Source organism: Nitrobacter sp. TKz-YC02 (genome assembly GCF_049852135.1).
Lineage (GTDB): Bacteria > Pseudomonadota > Alphaproteobacteria > Rhizobiales > Xanthobacteraceae > Nitrobacter > Nitrobacter vulgaris.
The window spans coordinates 1,863,516-1,879,632 of record NZ_CP180728.1; the positions used below are offsets into that span (position 1 = coordinate 1,863,516).

The 16,117-nt window shown below is 58.6% G+C and carries 14 protein-coding genes; 6 read left to right on the forward strand and 8 right to left on the reverse strand.

The window, feature by feature from the left end:
* Positions 1-263: 263 nt before the first annotated feature.
* The 5 genes from mltG to fabD form a co-directional block, all read right to left on the reverse strand.
* Entirely contained in the window at positions 264-1,475 is a 1,212-nt protein-coding gene (gene mltG / locus ACM561_RS08820) for an endolytic transglycosylase MltG (protein WP_425909503.1), read from the reverse strand.
* A 120-nt stretch (positions 1,476-1,595) separates the two neighbouring features.
* Positions 1,596-2,867 (reverse strand): beta-ketoacyl-ACP synthase II, encoded by a 1,272-nt coding sequence (fabF, locus tag ACM561_RS08825; RefSeq protein ID WP_425909505.1) that lies wholly within the window; start codon positions 2,865-2,867, stop codon positions 1,596-1,598.
* Positions 2,868-2,962: 95 nt separating this feature from the next.
* Entirely contained in the window at positions 2,963-3,202 is a 240-nt protein-coding gene (locus tag ACM561_RS08830) for an acyl carrier protein (RefSeq protein WP_009799564.1), read from the reverse strand.
* 274 nt (positions 3,203-3,476) lie between these two features.
* The gene (gene fabG, locus ACM561_RS08835; protein WP_425909506.1) at positions 3,477-4,214 is read right to left on the reverse strand and encodes a 3-oxoacyl-[acyl-carrier-protein] reductase; all 738 of its coding nucleotides are present in this window, start codon (positions 4,212-4,214) and stop codon (positions 3,477-3,479) included.
* A gap of 16 nt (positions 4,215-4,230) precedes the next feature.
* On the reverse strand, positions 4,231-5,190 hold the full coding sequence (fabD, locus tag ACM561_RS08840; RefSeq protein WP_425909508.1) for an ACP S-malonyltransferase: 960 nt from the start codon (positions 5,188-5,190) through the stop codon (positions 4,231-4,233).
* Positions 5,191-5,561: 371 nt separating this feature from the next.
* Here fabD and rpsF point away from each other — a divergent pair, with 371 nt between their 5' ends.
* The 4 genes from rpsF to rplI all read left to right on the forward strand — a co-directional run bounded on the left by rpsF (position 5,562) and on the right by rplI (position 7,987).
* Positions 5,562-5,981 (forward strand): 30S ribosomal protein S6, encoded by a 420-nt coding sequence (gene rpsF / locus ACM561_RS08845; RefSeq protein ID WP_079446828.1) that lies wholly within the window; start codon positions 5,562-5,564, stop codon positions 5,979-5,981.
* Positions 5,982-5,986: 5 nt separating this feature from the next.
* The gene (gene rpsR, locus ACM561_RS08850; protein ID WP_079446829.1) at positions 5,987-6,226 is read left to right on the forward strand and encodes a 30S ribosomal protein S18; all 240 of its coding nucleotides are present in this window, start codon (positions 5,987-5,989) and stop codon (positions 6,224-6,226) included.
* A gap of 129 nt (positions 6,227-6,355) precedes the next feature.
* Positions 6,356-7,342 carry a hypothetical protein gene (locus tag ACM561_RS08855; RefSeq protein ID WP_425909510.1) on the forward strand — a complete coding sequence of 329 codons (987 nt, stop codon included), beginning with the start codon at positions 6,356-6,358 and terminating at the stop codon, positions 7,340-7,342.
* Between the two features lie 39 nt (positions 7,343-7,381).
* Complete coding sequence (rplI, locus tag ACM561_RS08860; RefSeq protein WP_079446831.1) at positions 7,382-7,987, forward strand: 50S ribosomal protein L9; 606 nt, start codon at positions 7,382-7,384, stop codon at positions 7,985-7,987.
* Positions 7,988-8,243: 256 nt separating this feature from the next.
* Here rplI and clpA read toward each other — a convergent pair whose 3' ends face one another.
* Together clpA and clpS are read right to left on the reverse strand one after the other, a co-directional pair.
* The gene (gene clpA / locus ACM561_RS08865; protein WP_425909512.1) at positions 8,244-10,652 is read right to left on the reverse strand and encodes an ATP-dependent Clp protease ATP-binding subunit ClpA; all 2,409 of its coding nucleotides are present in this window, start codon (positions 10,650-10,652) and stop codon (positions 8,244-8,246) included.
* A gap of 245 nt (positions 10,653-10,897) precedes the next feature.
* Positions 10,898-11,230: an ATP-dependent Clp protease adapter ClpS gene (gene clpS, locus ACM561_RS08870; RefSeq protein WP_244553481.1), complete on the reverse strand. Its 333-nt coding sequence runs from the start codon at positions 11,228-11,230 to the stop codon at positions 10,898-10,900.
* 351 nt (positions 11,231-11,581) lie between these two features.
* On the opposite strand from clpS, the gene ACM561_RS08875 reads away from it, so the two are divergent.
* Complete coding sequence (locus tag ACM561_RS08875) at positions 11,582-13,426, forward strand: pilus assembly protein TadG-related protein (RefSeq protein WP_425909514.1); 1,845 nt, start codon at positions 11,582-11,584, stop codon at positions 13,424-13,426.
* Positions 13,427-13,500: 74 nt separating this feature from the next.
* Here the strand turns inward: ACM561_RS08875 and ACM561_RS08880 are convergent, their stop codons facing one another.
* Positions 13,501-13,839 (reverse strand): phasin family protein, encoded by a 339-nt coding sequence (locus tag ACM561_RS08880; protein WP_425909516.1) that lies wholly within the window; start codon positions 13,837-13,839, stop codon positions 13,501-13,503.
* A 362-nt stretch (positions 13,840-14,201) separates the two neighbouring features.
* Here ACM561_RS08880 and ACM561_RS08885 point away from each other — a divergent pair, with 362 nt between their 5' ends.
* Positions 14,202-15,956 (forward strand): serine hydrolase, encoded by a 1,755-nt coding sequence (locus ACM561_RS08885; protein WP_425909518.1) that lies wholly within the window; start codon positions 14,202-14,204, stop codon positions 15,954-15,956.
* The last annotated feature ends 161 nt before the right edge of the window (positions 15,957-16,117 follow it).

Here is a 16,117-nt window from a genome sequence, read left to right on the forward strand (position 1 = left end):
CGCGTGGTTTCTCCGAAGCACCCAGATGTGAGATTCGTTTAACGGATCGTCCCGACGTTAGAGAATTTTGTGGCCGAGTGAAATCCGCTTCTAATGGAATCAGAATCGAAGTTCTGCGCTTTTGGTTGATGCGTTTTCACGCGAACATGGAAACCGGTTTTGGATAAGGTGATGCGCGATCAAAGGTGAATCAGGCACCAGGCCGAATGCGGTCTGATTCGATCCCTGTTGTTGAATAATGTGCTGCGAGGCTCTACAGCGCCCTACCGGTTTGGCCGGGTTCGCGCCCGCGGCGCAGGCTTCGGGGCAGGCTCATCTTGTGTTGCGCCGGTTTCTGGTGTGGCGGGCGCGACAGCCGGCGCCGGCTCCTCCATCGGCTCAACCGCATCGTTCTGAATCTGCTTTTCCATGGTCCGCAACCGAGCGACATTCTTCTGGTGTTGCTCGTAAGTCTCGGTGAAGCTGTGCCCCCCGTTTCCATCGGCAACAAAGAACAAATCGCGGGTTCGCGCCGGATTCGCCGCTGCTTCGAGCGAAGCTCGGCCGGGATTAGCGATCGGTCCCGGCGGCAACCCTTCAATCACGTAGGTGTTGTATGGAGACCCTTGCATAATTTCGCTGCGCTTGATCGGCCGCCCCAGTGTCCCCTTGCCTCCGACCAGACCATAAATGATCGTTGGGTCGGACTGCAGTTTCATTTTCTGTTTCAGACGGTTGGCGAACACGGCCGCAACCCGGCTGCGTTCATCCGCCTTGCCTGTTTCCTTTTCAATGATAGATGCCAGCGTAACGAGTTGATCAGATGTTTTGACGGGCACATCTGAGGCACGACGCTCCCAGATTTCTGCGAGCACGCGCTTCTGGGCCTGCTGCAAGCGCTGGATCACTTGCTCCCGACTGGTGCCTCGCGGAAACTTGTAAGTCTCGGGCAGCAATGTGCCCTCGCGTGGAATCTCTCGAACGGTCCCTGAGAAAATCTCATTCTCCGAAAGCCGTTCTATAATCTGTTCGGAGGTCAGGCCTTCTGGGATAGTCACGGGATGCTGCACCACCTTGCCTTCGACAATAGTGCCTATGACTTCGCGCAGGCTGGCCTGTTTCTGAAACGCATACTCTCCTGGCTTCAGATCCGCGCGCGCTTTTAACGCAAATACGCTTCCGATAAACGCCCAGCGATTGTCGTCGATCACACCTTCGCGCTGGAGAATTTCGGCAATGTCGTTCATTCCGGCGCGGGCGGGAATGTTGACGATCTTTTCGTCCTGTAGCGGTCCCGGCGCTTCGATCTTCTGCTTGCCGTAGAAGAAAACGCCGCCGGCACCAAGCATCCCGATCAGTAAAACCGTAATGATCGCGTTGCCCGCAACCACCAGCGGGTTTCGCACGCGCGCAGAACGCTTAGGCGGTGGGGGTACCTGTTCGGGTTCAAGCGCGGCGCGCGGACTGCGCGGAGAGATGGGCGGCCTTTCAGTCATCGATGCAACATAAATCCTGTCGGTTTAATCGCGGCCGGCGAATTCCCTGCCCCGGCCAACAGCATGCGGCCGTCTCTAGGATTTATCATCGAATGCGGCGAAACAGTGGATTTGCGTCCATCACAGGTTAATTGGCGAGCGCCGCATGATAATTGATGCGTTGGTACCGCCGAACCCGAACGAATTTGACAGTACGACGTTGATTTCCCGCTGACGCGCCTTGTGTGGGACGAGATCGATCGCTGTTTCCACCGAAGGATTATCGAGATTGATTGTTGGTGGGGCGATGTTGTCGCGAATCGCAAGGACGCTGAAAATAGCTTCGACTGCGCCCGCGGCACCCAGCAGATGGCCGATAGAGGACTTTGTGGAGGACATCGACATCTTTGACGCGGCGTTGCCCAGCAATCTTTCCACCGCCTTCAGTTCGATTTCATCGCCGACCTGGGTCGATGTACCGTGGGCGTTGATATAGTCGATATCCGATGGAAATATGCCAGCGCGCTTCATCGCCGCGGTCATGCTCCGAAACGCACCGTCGCCGTCCGGGGACGGCGACGTGATGTGATAGGCATCCCCCGAAAGGCCGTATCCCGTAATTTCGGCATAAATTCTCGCACCGCGCTGCCGTGCATGCTCGTACTCCTCGAGCACAACGACACCAGCACCTTCTCCCATGACGAAGCCGTCGCGATTGTTGTCGTAAGGACGCGATGCCTTTTGCGGCGTGTCGTTGAAGCCGGTGGACAGCGTCCGCGCGGCGCAGAAGCCTGCCATGCCGATGCGGCAGATCGGCGATTCCGCGCCGCCAGCCACCATGACATCGGCGTCGCCGAGTGCGATTAGGCGGCTCGCATCGCCGATTGCATGCGCGCCTGTCGAGCAGGCTGTCACCACAGCATGGTTCGGTCCCTTCAGTCCGTGTTCGATCGACACGTATCCCGAAGCGAGGTTGATCAGACGTCCCGGAATGAAGAATGGCGACACCTTGCGGGCTCCCCTCTCCTTCATGAGGACCGCAGTGTCGGCGATACCCGAAAGGCCGCCAATGCCGGAACCAATCAGGGTGCCGGTCGCGCAACGATCTTCGTCGGTTGAAGGATGCCAATCCGCATCGTCGAGCGCCTGTCTGGCGGCGCTCATCGCGAAGATAATGAAATCGTCGACCTTGCGCTGGTCCTTCGGCTCCATCCACAGGTCAGGATTGAAGGTTCCGTCAGTCCCGTCGCCACGTGGTACGACGCAAGCGATTCGGCACGGCAAGTCGGTAACGTCGAACGTCTCGATCTGCTTCGCGCCGCTCATGCCGTCGAGTATGCGCTTCCAGGTCGGCTCGACTCCGCAGCCAAGCGGCGACACCATGCCAAGTCCGGTGACGACGACGCGCCTCATCTGGAAAACTCCAGCTTCCTTACAAATCATAAGGAAAAGCCGGTGGGCCGTTCGAACACGACCCGTCCGGCTTCATGTAAGACCGCGGAAGAGCGTCAGCTTTTCGCGTTCTTCTCGAGAAACTTTGTGGCATCGCCGACGGTTAGGATCGTCTCCGCCGCGTCATCGGGAATCTCACAACCAAACTCTTCCTCGAAGGCCATCACGAGCTCGACCGTATCGAGACTGTCTGCGCCAAGATCGTCAATGAAGCTGGCACTCTCGACGACTTTCTCGGGCTCTACGCCAAGGTGCTCGACCACGATCTTCTTAACCCGCTCGCCAATCTCGCTCATCATTAAACCTCGCGCTTGTTCAATTGGACCCGACCGCAAACGAGCCATCGTGGAGCATTAAACTAGCTAATTCCTGTCGCTATTTGCAGTCGTGTAGGATTCGGTCTTTTCCGCCTTGTGCGGGTGCGGACCGGCAAACGACGGCAGCCGCCACACCGCCAATATACAGGGTTTCATATTCCTGCAATGGCGTTCTTTGCCCACCCGTTCTTGGTCCGGTTATCACACATCGAAAGCCTTGACCACAAGCCCGGTAGGCGGGGCCAAAAGCGCCTCAAATCATTGCCATTCCGCCATTGACATGAATCGTCTGTCCCGTCACGTAGGCTGCTTCGTTCGAACTCAGATAGACCGCCGCCGCCGCAATATCTTCCGGCGTTCCGAGGCGGGCTGCGGGGACTTTCGTCAGAATCGTCTCTCGCTGCTTCTCGTTCAGCGCGTCGGTCATCGGCGTTGCGATAAATCCGGGTGCAATGCAATTGGCTGTCACCCCGCGCTTCGCGTATTCCGCGCCTAGCGTTTTGATCATGCCGATCAGTCCGGCTTTCGATGCGGTGTAATTCCCCTGCCCCGGATTTCCGGTGACGCCGACCACCGAGGTGATCGCGATGATGCGGCCGAAGCGTTTGCGCATCATCAGTTTTGTTGCCGCGCGCGCCAGGCGGAATGTCGCTGTCAGATTGATCCTGATCACATCATCCCAATCCTCGTCGCGCAATTGCACAAACAGGTTGTCCCGTGTGACACCCGCATTGGCGACGAGAATATCGACGCGTCCCATCGCCTTCTCGGCATCCGGCACCAATGCTTCGACCTCCGCCGTATCCGATAGATTGCAGGGCAGCACATGAACGCGTTCGCCAAGCGTACCCGCCAGCGCCTCCAGCACCTCCCGACGAGTACCGGAAATCGCGACCGTCGCCCCTTGCGCATGGAGCGCCTTCGCAATGGCGCCGCCGATACCGCCTGTTGCGCCTGTCACAAGCGCGGTCCTATCGGTCAAGTCGAACATCGCTCCTCCTTGTCTTTTAAGCCGAGCGTGCGGCCGCTAGTGCTTCCCTGGCCGACGCGATATCGTTCGGTCCGCCGACGGCCACGCCGATGGCGCCATCCGCTATGCGCTTGACGAGTCCGCTCAGAACCTTGCCGGCTCCGATCTCGAAAAAGCGCGTCACCCTGTGTTCGGCCATATAGGCGACCGACTCGCGCCAGCGGACGGTTCCTGTCACCTGCTCGATCAGCCGCCGGCGGATTTCGTCAGGGTTCGTGATCGGGGCGGCCAGTACGTTGGAAATGACTGGCACCACCGGCGTGCTGATCGCCACGTCAGCTAGTGCCTTCGCCATCGCGTCGGCCGCGGGTTGCATCAGCCTGCAATGAAACGGTGCCGACACCGGCAGCAGCATCGCGCGCTTGGCGCCTTTGGTCTTCGCGATCTCGACTGCCCGATGAACCGCCTCCTTGTCGCCGGACACGACAACCTGTCCGCCACCATTGTCGTTCGCGGCCTGGCAAACCTGACCCTGCGCGGCTTCGTCGGCAACGGCGACCGCGGCTTCATAATCAAGGCCCAATAGAGCCGCCATAGCGCCAGCACCGACAGGAACCGCCTTCTGCATGGCGAGGCCACGCGTCCGCAGCAGCCGCGCTGTATCCGCGATGCTCAGGCTGCCCGCGGCCGCCAGCGCGGAATATTCTCCGAGCGAATGTCCGGCCACGAAGGCGGCATCCCTTGCCACCGAAAATCCGGCCTCGGCTTCGAGTACGCGGAGAGTGGCAATAGAGACTGCCATCAAGGCCGGCTGGGCATTCTCGGTCAATTGCAGGGTTTCAGCAGGCCCATCCCAGATGGTGGCGGTCAGCTTTTCGCCGAGGGCCGCATCCACCTCGTCAAAAACGGCTTTTGCGACGTGAAAAGCCTCGGCCAGCGCCTTGCCCATACCTACGGTCTGGGAACCCTGCCCCGGAAAGGTGAATGCCGCGGTCATATGCTCGCCCCTTGAAACCCCGGGCGGAGAGACACCGCTGACCGAATGATGTCAAGACAGGTGGTTGCAAGGCTCATCAACTGCTTGCGGCGGTCCTTGAGCTTCGTGGTTTGATGGCTTAGGCCGCGCGCCGCGACGGCGTTATCTCTTGCAACCGGCCCGAATATCCGTATAACCCGCGCCATCCGCAGATCCCGGCCGGGAGCTGAACGGACGGTCTCAGCAATATCGCCTGTCAGGCGATATTGATGCGGCAGGGCCCATCGGCCCGTCGTCCCGTGCTTCCGCCTTCTGAGCTTATCCCGAGTCCTTTCCCAAGGTCTCGAAGGGCTTGCCGCCGGGGTCCGCGCCAATTTGAGGAAAGGACATCCATGCCTCTCTATGAGCATGTTTTTCTCGCGCGCCAAGATGCGAGTTCCCAGCAGGTCGAGGAATTGACCAACCAGATCACGGGCGTAATCACGGGATTGGGCGGCAAGGTCACCAAGACCGAGAACTGGGGTGTACGTTCGCTCACCTATCGCATGAAGAAGAACCGCAAAGCGCATTTCGTGCTGCTCAACATCGATGGGCCTGCCACGGTCGTCAATGAGATCGAGCGCCAGGAACGCATCCACGAAGACGTCATCCGCTATCTCACCGTGCGGGTCGAAGAACATGAAGAAGGTCCTTCGGCGATGATGCGCAAGGCCGATCGCGACCGTGAGCGTGACGATCGTGGCGGCGGTTTCCGTGGCGACCGCGGTCCGCGCAGACCGCGCGATGACGCCAACGCAGTGGTTGAGGAGTAAGAATCATGGCTGATGCCGGTGCACGCCGTCCATTTTTCCGCCGCCGCAAGACCTGCCCGTTCACGGGTGCGAATGCGCCGAAACTCGATTACAAGGATTCCAAGCTGTTGATGCGTTACGTCTCCGAGCGCGGCAAGATCGTGCCGAGCCGCATCACCGCTGTATCCGCCAAGAAGCAGCGTGAGCTCGCGCGCGCGGTTAAGCGTGCGCGTTTCCTCGGTCTACTTCCTTACGTTATCCGGTAATTAACGGCCGCCGGCGGCATCGCCGGCGTCTATCATCGTTATGTTTCATAAGGCTTCCGGGTTATCCCGGGGGCCGATGGTTGGGGCTCGAACGAGACCTCTAACCGCTCGAGAGGAGCGGGACAGCTGATGACTATGAACCTCCTCATTGCGGTCGCAGCCGGATGCGCCTCCGCGCTGATGTTCGCGTCGATCATTTCGGGCGCGCTGATCTCGCTGCTGCTGTTCTATCTGGCTCCATTGCCGCTGATGGTCGCGGCAATGGGATGGGGTCCGACCTGCGCAGCTATCGGCGGTGCGTTCGCCGGTGCCAGCCTTGGCGTCTTGTTCGGTCCGCCGTATTCCGCAGCTTTCGTGCTGACTGTCGCGCTGCCCGCGTGGTGGCTGGGACATCTGGTGCTGCTCGGCCGCCCGGTCATCGCGGATACGCCGCCGCAAAGCACCGACGCAGTGCCGCCCGCTCTGTACCCGGTCGACTGGTATCCACTTGGACGCATACTGATCTGGATTGCCTGCTTCGCCGCGCTGACCACGACCGCCGCGCTTCTTACGCTCGGCTCCGACGCATCGACGATTACGGATACCCTGCGGCGCGGTCTGGTACGCATCGCCAATGTGCAGGATGCAGCGTCACGCGATCGGGCCTCGGAGGTCGTCGATGCGTTTGTGGCCATTGCCCCTGCCGCTGCCGCAACGATTGCTATGGCGACGCTGACGCTCAATATGTGGCTGGCGGCCAAAGTCACCGCCACCTCCGGCCGGCTGCGGCGCCCCTGGCCCGACATGAGGACAACGACGCTTCCGCCGATGGCTCTGGTTGCGATGATGGTCGCGCTGGCGATGTGCTTCGTCGGCGGCTTGCCTGCGATCCTGGCCCAGATCGTTACCGCGTGTCTGATGATGACGTATGCGCTGGTAGGTTTCGCCGTGTTGCACACGATCACCCTAACGATGCGGAACCGTGGGCTATGGCTCGGCTCGGTCTACGCCGTCGTGCTGATGTTCGTATGGCCCATTGTCACGATTGTAGGCATCGGCATCGCAGACGCAATTTTCGGATTTCGGCAACGTTACCTGCAACGGCACAGGCCTCCGCCGCTCGCGCCGAAATCGTGACTCAATACAGTTACTCAACACCGAACAAGAGGATCGAACATGGAAGTCATTCTGCTGGAACGTGTGGCCAAGCTTGGGCAGATGGGCGAGGTCGTGAAGGTCAAGGACGGTTTCGCCCGCAACTTTCTTCTCCGACGCGGCAAGGCCCTGCGTGCGACTGCCGAAAACCGGGCCAAGTACGACGGCATGAAAGCCGAGCTTGAAGCTAACAACATTAAGGCCAAGGGCGAAGCCGCCAACGTCGCCGAGAAGATCAACGGACGCGACATTGTCATTATCCGCCAGGCTTCCGAAACCGGCCAGCTATTCGGTTCGGTCACCGTCCGCGACATCGTCGCTTCGTTGGCCGCCGACGGCATTATCGTCACCCGTCCCCAAGTCTGGCTAGATGCGCCGATCAAGACGATAGGTAAGCAGAAACTGACGGTAGCGGTCCACCCGGAAGTTGAGGCTGAAATCACGGTGACTGTCGCCCGCAGCGTCGACGAAGCCGAACGCATCCAACGCGGCGAGGACATCAGTACTCGACAGGAGGATCGCGACGCCGCCGCCGAAGCGATTGCCGCCGCCGGCGAATTCTTTGATCCGGAAGCACAACATGACGAGCCAGCCACGGGTGACGAGCAGAACACTGAGGAGAGATAAATCCCGTTTTCACGAGCGGCGCTCGCGTCTTTCTGCCAAGCTCGTCAGAAGTTCCTAGCCGCCGGCGCCATCGCCTCAACAAGGCTGTGGATGCACGCTTATGCGTCCACACCGTCGTGTTTCGAGCGAAGTGGATACCGGTTCGCGTAGATTGCGGCTTTGATTTCAAAGCCGCAATGGCTCCATCGCTCAAGCCCACGAACAACGCAAAACGGCCGGCACTTTCGTGCCGGCCGTTTGTTTTTTGTATCCGCGGTCAGACTTTGAGGAGCGGTTCCTTCGACGTGAGCCCTCCGCCGCCAGGCTTGGGTTTGCGCGGCGGTGTCCGCTTGCGGGCGCCCGGAAGTTTCTCCGGTTTGGGTGTGACCGGCCCATCGAGGAACTCGAAACCGATCTTCTCGAGATCGACGCCCGCGACCGCTTCGTCCTTGACGAGAACGACGCGTACGTGGCCGCCACCCTTGAGCTTGCCGAACAGCACCTCGTCTGCCAGCGGCTTCTTGATGTGCTCCTGGATCACCCGCGCCATCGGCCGGGCACCCATTTGCTCGTCGTAGCCGTGCTCGACCAACCAAGCTTTGGCCGGATCAGAAAGATCGATCGTCACAAAACGATCCGCAAGCTGTGCCTCGAGCTGCAACACGAACTTCTCAACCACCAAGCCAATCACGTCGGTGCTGAGATGGCCGAATGAGACAGTAGCGTCGAGCCGGTTACGGAACTCAGGCGAGAACTGACGGTTGATCGCCTCGCGATCGTCCCCTTCCCGCTTGCTACGCGTGAAGCCGAACGCAGCCTTCGCCATGTCGGAAGCGCCCGCATTGGTGGTCATGATCAGGATCACGTTACGGAAGTTAACCTGCTTGCCGTGGTGATCGGTAAGCCGCCCGTGGTCCATGATCTGCAACAGCACATTGTAGACATCCGGATGCGCCTTCTCGATTTCGTCGAGCAGCACCACCGAATGCGGATGCTGATCGACGCCATCAGTCAGCAGACCACCTTGATCGAAACCGACATAGCCGGGAGGCGCACCGATCAACCGCGAAACGGTGTGCCGTTCCATATATTCGGACATGTCGAAGCGCAGCAGCTCCACGCCAAGCGCCTCTGCAAGCTGTTTGGCGACCTCCGTCTTGCCGACACCAGTCGGGCCGGAGAACAGGTAGGAGCCGATCGGCTTTTCCGGCTCGCGCAAGCCGGCGCGCGCGAGCTTGATCGCCGCCGTCAGAGCCTCGATTGCGCGATCCTGTCCGAACACCACGCGCTTGAGAGTCTGCTCAAGATGCTTGAGAACCTCCGCGTCATCCTTCGACATACTCTTGGGCGGGATCCGGGCCATGGCCGCGATCGTCGTCTCGATTTCCTTGATACCGATCGTCTTCTTCCGCTTGCTCTCGGTCACCAGCATCTGCGCCGCGCCGGATTCGTCGATCACGTCGATCGCTTTGTCGGGCAGCTTGCGGTCGTGAATATACCGCGACGACAATTGTACCGCCGCCTCGATCGCATCGTTGGTGTACTTCAGCTTGTGGTAGTCCTCGAAATACGGCTTGAGGCCCTTGAGAATGGCAATGGCATCCTCGACCGACGGTTCGTTGACGTCGATCTTTTGGAACCGTCGCACCAGCGCGCGATCTTTCTCGAAATGCTGCCGGTATTCCTTGTAGGTGGTTGAACCCATGCAGCGGATCGTTCCCGACGCCAGCGCAGGCTTGAGCAGATTGGAAGCGTCCATCGCACCGCCGGAGGTCGCTCCCGCGCCGATTACCGTGTGAATCTCATCAATAAACAACACTGCGTTCGGATGGGCTTCGAGTTCCTTGAGAACCTGCTTCAATCGTTCTTCGAAATCGCCGCGATAGCGTGTGCCGGCCAACAGCGTTCCCATGTCGAGCGAGAATACGGTCGCGGCCGCCAACACCTCGGGAACTTCGCTGTCGACGATGCGCTTCGCTAACCCTTCGGCAATCGCGGTCTTACCGACACCGGCGTCGCCCACAAAGAGCGGATTGTTCTTCTGCCGGCGACACAGCACTTGGATCGCTCTGTTGATCTCGGCGTTTCGTCCGACCACCGGGTCGATCTTGCCGTCCCGCGCCTTCTTGTTCAGATTGACGCAGTAGGTTTCAAGCGCATCGCCCTTCTTCTTGGCATCGTCGCCACTCTTCGTTTCGGTCTCTTCGTCGACGCCGCGCACCGGTCGCGCTTCGGAGACGCCGGGGCGCTTGGCAATGCCATGACTGATGTAATTCACCGCGTCGTAGCGCGTCATATCCTGCTCTTGCAGGAAGTAGGCGGCATGGCTTTCGCGCTCCGCGAAAATCGCAATTAGTACGTTTGCGCCCGTCACTTCCTCCCGGCCGGACGACTGCACATGAATCACAGCCCGCTGGATCACGCGCTGGAAACCAGCGGTCGGCTTGGCGTCGTCAGCAGCTTCCGCCGTGACCAGATTCTCAAATTCGGTCTCGAGATAGTTCACCAGGCTGCCGCGCAGCTTGTCGAGATCTACGCTGCAAGCCCGCATGACCGCTGCCGCATCCGAATCGTCGACCAGCGATAGCAAAAGGTGTTCGAGCGTGGCGTATTGATGATGCCGCTCATTTGCGATTGCGAGCGCCCGATGCAGGGATTGTTCCAGGCTTTGAGAAAAAGTTGGCATTCCGCGTCCTCTAGGGTCTCTTGGCCATCATGATCGCCATCGCCCCGTCAGGCAACAACAACCTTCGTCAACAATATAGTAATATACCGCCCGAGGGGAAGGTCCGTCTCCGCGAACATAGTGCGCGGCAGACGCGAATCGCACAGAGGCTTGGCCGAATCACGAGCTTTGCCGAGCCGCAGCGCTGATTGAACCGGCCTGACCAGAAAGCAAAAAAATCGTTCCGACTAATCGGGTCGGCGCAGTTACTTTTTTTCCATCACGCATTGCAGCGGATGCTGGTGCTTGCGCGCGAAATCCATCACCTGCGTGACCTTGGTCTCGGCAACCTCGTAGGTGAACACGCCGCATTCGCCGATACCATGATGATGGACATGCAGCATGATCTGGGTGGCGGCCTCCAGATCCTTTTGAAAGAACTTCTCGAGGACGTGAACGACGAACTCCATCGGTGTGTAGTCGTCATTCAATATAAGCACACGATAAAGACTGGGACGTTTCGTCTTCGGCCTGACTTTGGTGATTACCGACGCGGCCGGATCGCCCTGGCCGCCGACGCGGTCTTCGTCTTCACTCATTCTTGGTGCTGAAGGGACATCCCTCACGCACGATCCAGGTATTTGAATGACAGGCAGCTTCAACATGGCTCAAGCGTTCGATATCTGCTCACGATCAACGACGGCCCCGGCCAAGTTACCGCGCGCCGTGTCAAGCTGCGACGCATAGGGCCGCTCATCCCTGTGTGAACGTCGGCTGGTCCGGACGGCTTAAGTATGGGTTTGTATTCGCCTCACCGCAAGATCGTAATTGTCACTGAGTCAGCTGGCGATCGAGGTTCAACCGTCCAGTTGGCGGTTAACCAACTCCTTCTGACCCTCAATAATCTCAGCTAATCCCATTTAAGCTCCATTGACGATGGATAAGCAATTTTGAACGATCGTCGCAATTTGTGCGGCTATTTACCTGCTTTCTCAGGACAACTTTACCACCCGTTTAGCCCAGAGGCTCGAAAATGCGCTGGAACCAACGGATCGGTGACAGCTATGTCTGGGACGTCAATTTACAAACGGACTCGCAACTCAATCGGGCATTTTAGTCGCGATTCTCGAGGTAATATCGCACCTATTTTTGCGATCGCGCTCCTGCCGATATTAGGCTTCGTGGGTGCCGCCGTCGATTATACGCGGGCGAATGCCGCACGCTCCTCGATGCAGGCCGCCATGGATTCGGCGGTGCTCATGGTTTCCAAGGACGCTGCGGCCAACCCGACGATGTCTTCACAACAGATTACGGAGGCGGTGCAGCGGTATTTTTCGTCGCTTTATACGGACAAATCCGCTTTCGGCGTGACCGTAAGCGCGACCTATACCCCGAGCACGTCATCAGCGGCGGCAACAATCCTCGCCTCCGGACAGGGCTCGATCAAAACCGATTTCATGAAGGTCGCCGGCTTTCCGGAACTTAGTTTCGGCACCAGTTCCACGTCCACATGGGGCAATTCGCGCATGAGGGTCGCGATGGTGTTGGACAATACCGGCTCGATGGAGTCCAACGGCAAAATGGCGGCGTTGCAAACCGCCGCGAAGGATATGGTCGATTCGCTGTCCGCTTTCTCCAAAACCACTGGTGACGTCTATATTTCAATCATTCCGTTCGCAAAGGACGTCAACGTCGGAACCGCCAAGGTCAATGCGGCTTGGCTGAATTGGTCGGAGTGGGAGGGTGAACCTCCAATCCTCGACACAACCAAAACCATTTTCGGTAGCAGTCAAAAAGGTTCGAAGCCGAGTAATTGGGACACCACAATCGGCGGATCATCTTGCCCGTTTACAAACACCAATCACAGGTTCACCTGCATGGATCGACCCGCAACTTTGAGCGGAGCAAAGAGCGTAAGTACAATTCCCTCGAGTGGAACCTATGCAGGTTACATCTGCCCCAGCGTGGATAGCGGCAAGAAAATTCCCGGTAAGACCGGCATTTTCTACAATGGATGCTACACGACTGTTACGACGCCAGGAAAAACCATTGCCTCTGGCTCGGGCGCAAGTTGTGGATCGACCAGTAACTGCACCTGCTCGGGAAGCGGCAAGAACAAGGTTTGCAGCACACCGACGACCTACTCGCACCTTTGGCGTGGCGATGGCACGAGTGCCACTGCCGCTGCGGCACCGGCGCGGAGCACCTGGACCGGTTGCGTCAACGACCGCGACCAAGACTACGACATTTCAAATGTCGCTCCCTCCACGGCCGTTGGCAGCGACACAGCGCCCTCCACGAAATTCTACACCGAACAATGGTCAGACTGTCTCCCGGCCACGATCACGCCTATGAGTTACGCGTGGGGCGATCTGAAAAACCAGATCGACGCGATGACGCCCAGCGGCAACACTAACCAGGGTATCGGCCTTGCCTGGGGTTGGCAGTCGCTCAGTACGACGAATGGTCCCATCGCGGCACCCGGAAAAGAGTCAGCGTACGTCTATCAGGACTATATCGTCCTTTTGTCCGACGGCCTGAACACGCAGAATCGCTGGTACACGAGCGCGTCCAATATCGATGCGCGACAGGCATTGTTATGCCAAAAAGTCAAGGATAGCGGCGTCGTCGTCTTTACAATCCAGGTCAACGTCGGCAGCAAGGATCCTCTATCGGAAGTGCTCAAAAACTGCGCCACCGACGGAAATTTTCAGATGATCACATCGGCGACGCAGACTGCCGACGCCTTTCAGAACGTTCTCACGCAAATCTCGCAGCTGCGCATCGCCAAATAACGCGCTCGCGGTAGCACAACAAATAGCCCGGCCGATGATATTGGCCGGGCTATTCTTTTATTTGAGAATTTTTCTTAGCGCGCTGTTGGAGCAAACTTCGCTGTAAAGTCCTCAAGCGGCTTGTAGGCTTGTTTGGCGAGATCGGCGTAGAGGCCGCCGATCTTTTGAGACTCATTCACGAATGTCTCGTAAGCCGTTCTGACATATTCAGTTTGTGCCGCTACGGTTTGGTCCAGCGATTTCGCCCCGGCGAGTTTCTCGGTGAATACGTTGCCATCTTCAACCGATTTCCGAGTGTAATCGCCAAAGGCTACAGCGATGGCCTGAACGCCCTTGTGAAAGCTGCTCGCGGCTGCGACAGCGGCGTCCAACTGTTCCTTACCCTGTCGCTGGATCTCTTCAGTCGTGGTCATGATGATTCCTTTCGTAATAAAGCGGAGTGTCGCTGATCTGGTAGAAATATAGTGCAGTGCACAATAAATTCAAGCGCTATTGTGCTTTGCACAATCGTCGCATTCATTCAAATCCGTCCAAGTCCATCAACAGTTGCTTAACTCTTTCGAAACTCCAGCCCCCTACGCTGGTATTCGAATCTTGAGCGTTTCCCGTGGCAACGGCAAAAATGTCATGGAACCAAGCTCTTAGCCAGAACGGTAATCTGACCTGCCACCTCGCCTAGAGAATCGGTTTGCGCTGAACGTTCAGATCAGTCGGTCGGGCACAATTTTGCCTCACGAACCGGTGACTAGAGTCGAAAATGGGGACGGGGAAGTACATGCTTCGCATCACCTTGGCTTCCTCGCGCGCGATGCGCGTTGGCGCATTCGGACTTGCTGCGATAGTCGCGGTCGTTTTTACGGTCGATCAGGCGGATGCGCGGCGTGCTCGTCACCACCATCGCCATCATCAGCAGCAGGAGCGGCATAGCTACAATCCGCCATTCGCTTCGATCGTGGTGGATGCCAATTCCGGAGCGACGCTGTCGTCCACTAATCCTGACAGTCTTCGTCATCCGGCATCTCTCACCAAAATGATGACGCTCTATATGCTTTTTGAGCGTCTGGATTCCGGCAAGATCGGCCTCGACACCGAGATGCGCGTCTCAGCGCACGCGGCTTCACAGGATCCGACGAAGCTAGGTCTGCAGCAGGGTCAGACCATCCGTGTCGAAGATGCGATCAAAGGACTGGTGACGAAATCCGCTAACGACGCGGCGGTCGTAATCTCCGAGGCAATCGCAGGGGACGAAGACGACTTCGCCAGAATGATGACGCGGAAGGCCCGCGCGCTCGGCATGACGCGGACGGTCTATCGGAACGCCTCAGGTCTTCCCGACGACGATCAAATCACCACCGCGCGGGATCAGGCGACGCTTGGCCGTGCCTTGCAAGATCGTTTCCCGCGTTACTACCGTTACTTCGCGACCACCTCATTCACGTTCCGCGGTCGCACCATTCGGGGCCATAACCATTTGCTCGGCAGCGTAGATGGCGTCGATGGAATCAAGACCGGCTATATTCGATCCTCCGGCTTCAACTTGGTCACCAACCTCAGGCGCGGCAATCGCCACCTCGTCGGCGTCGTTCTTGGCGGTCGCAGCGGCGGCTCACGCGATGCGACCATGCGCCAGCTGCTGGCCCAGAATCTCGAGATGGCTTCAACGCGGCGGACGGTTGCCGCTATTGCCGAAAGCAGTGTGGCGGAGGCCAATGCGAAAGCGGCTGAAGATCAGGCGCGGTCACGGCCCACTGGCGTGACGCAGGTCGACGGCGCCGTTCAAGTCGCATCCAATGTGCCCGAACCCGTCACGCTGCCGCCGGAACGTCCTGCTCGCTCGCTGATAACGGCTTCGAACGCTGCGCTGCCCCCGAAAAGGCCTGTGTCCGAACCCGCTGCTTTGACGAGTGGCGTTATCAAGACCCAGCCCATCGACGCCGTTCCCGGAGCCACTGAACCGATGAAGCCGGTGCGGGTCAAAACGGTGCAGGTCAAGGCAAAATCGGTCAGGCTGGCTTCGGCCGGGCCGGCACCCTCTGTGTCGCCGGCCGCCGGCAACCCCACAACGGATCACGATGGGGCACCGGAAACATCGGGCTCTGTCGTAGCGCGGGCGAATGTACCGCCGCAACCTGCCAACTTCGGCAATGGTCAGGGCATCTTGGGCGTGCTCCCCGCTTCGAGTCTTTCTTCTTCGACAAAGCAGGCGATGGCTCATGCGGATTCAGGAGCAGAGGTTCAACCGCAGACCGTTCAGAAGAATGGCGCGCTGAAACCAGTGGCATCGCATTCGGGTTGGATCATTCAGGTTGGCGCACTGGAAACGGAAAGCCAGGCGCGTGAGCGTCTCGATACGGCCCGAGATCGCGCTCCCAAGATGTTGGGCAAGGCCGATCCCTTCACTGAGTCTGTAGGCAAGGGAAACAAGAAACTTTATCGCGCCCGCTTCGCCGGTCTCGACCGCGACGAAGCCGAAGCCGCGTGCCGTACCCTGAAGCGTTCGGATATATCCTGCATCACGATCAAAAACTGATCGCCCAGCCCGCATTGTGTGCGACGTCAGGATTGATCCGGGCTAATAGCGTTTTCGAGCGAAATTGATGTCGGTTCGTGAGCCGCTTCTGATTTCGTCAAAAACGGGACTCTCGGTCATCTACGCCCTGCCCCGCGCAAACCACTCGTCAAGAATTAGCG

What these genes read in the sequence shown, in the direction of transcription:
- mltG (WP_425909503.1), bottom strand. Translation starts at nt 1,475, where the DNA reads ATGACTGAAAGGCCGCCCATCTCTCCGCGCAGTCCGCGCGCCGCGCTT.
- fabF (WP_425909505.1), bottom strand. Translation starts at nt 2,867, where the DNA reads ATGAGGCGCGTCGTCGTCACCGGACTTGGCATGGTGTCGCCGCTTGGC.
- ACM561_RS08830 (WP_009799564.1), bottom strand. Translation starts at nt 3,202, where the DNA reads ATGAGCGAGATTGGCGAGCGGGTTAAGAAGATCGTGGTCGAGCACCTT.
- fabG (WP_425909506.1), bottom strand. Translation starts at nt 4,214, where the DNA reads ATGTTCGACTTGACCGATAGGACCGCGCTTGTGACAGGCGCAACAGGC.
- fabD (WP_425909508.1), bottom strand. Translation starts at nt 5,190, where the DNA reads ATGACCGCGGCATTCACCTTTCCGGGGCAGGGTTCCCAGACCGTAGGT.
- rpsF (WP_079446828.1), top strand. Translation starts at nt 5,562, where the DNA reads ATGCCTCTCTATGAGCATGTTTTTCTCGCGCGCCAAGATGCGAGTTCC.
- rpsR (WP_079446829.1), top strand. Translation starts at nt 5,987, where the DNA reads ATGGCTGATGCCGGTGCACGCCGTCCATTTTTCCGCCGCCGCAAGACC.
- ACM561_RS08855 (WP_425909510.1), top strand. Translation starts at nt 6,356, where the DNA reads ATGACTATGAACCTCCTCATTGCGGTCGCAGCCGGATGCGCCTCCGCG.
- rplI (WP_079446831.1), top strand. Translation starts at nt 7,382, where the DNA reads ATGGAAGTCATTCTGCTGGAACGTGTGGCCAAGCTTGGGCAGATGGGC.
- clpA (WP_425909512.1), bottom strand. Translation starts at nt 10,652, where the DNA reads ATGCCAACTTTTTCTCAAAGCCTGGAACAATCCCTGCATCGGGCGCTC.
- clpS (WP_244553481.1), bottom strand. Translation starts at nt 11,230, where the DNA reads ATGAGTGAAGACGAAGACCGCGTCGGCGGCCAGGGCGATCCGGCCGCG.
- ACM561_RS08880 (WP_425909516.1), bottom strand. Translation starts at nt 13,839, where the DNA reads ATGACCACGACTGAAGAGATCCAGCGACAGGGTAAGGAACAGTTGGAC.
- ACM561_RS08885 (WP_425909518.1), top strand. Translation starts at nt 14,202, where the DNA reads ATGCTTCGCATCACCTTGGCTTCCTCGCGCGCGATGCGCGTTGGCGCA.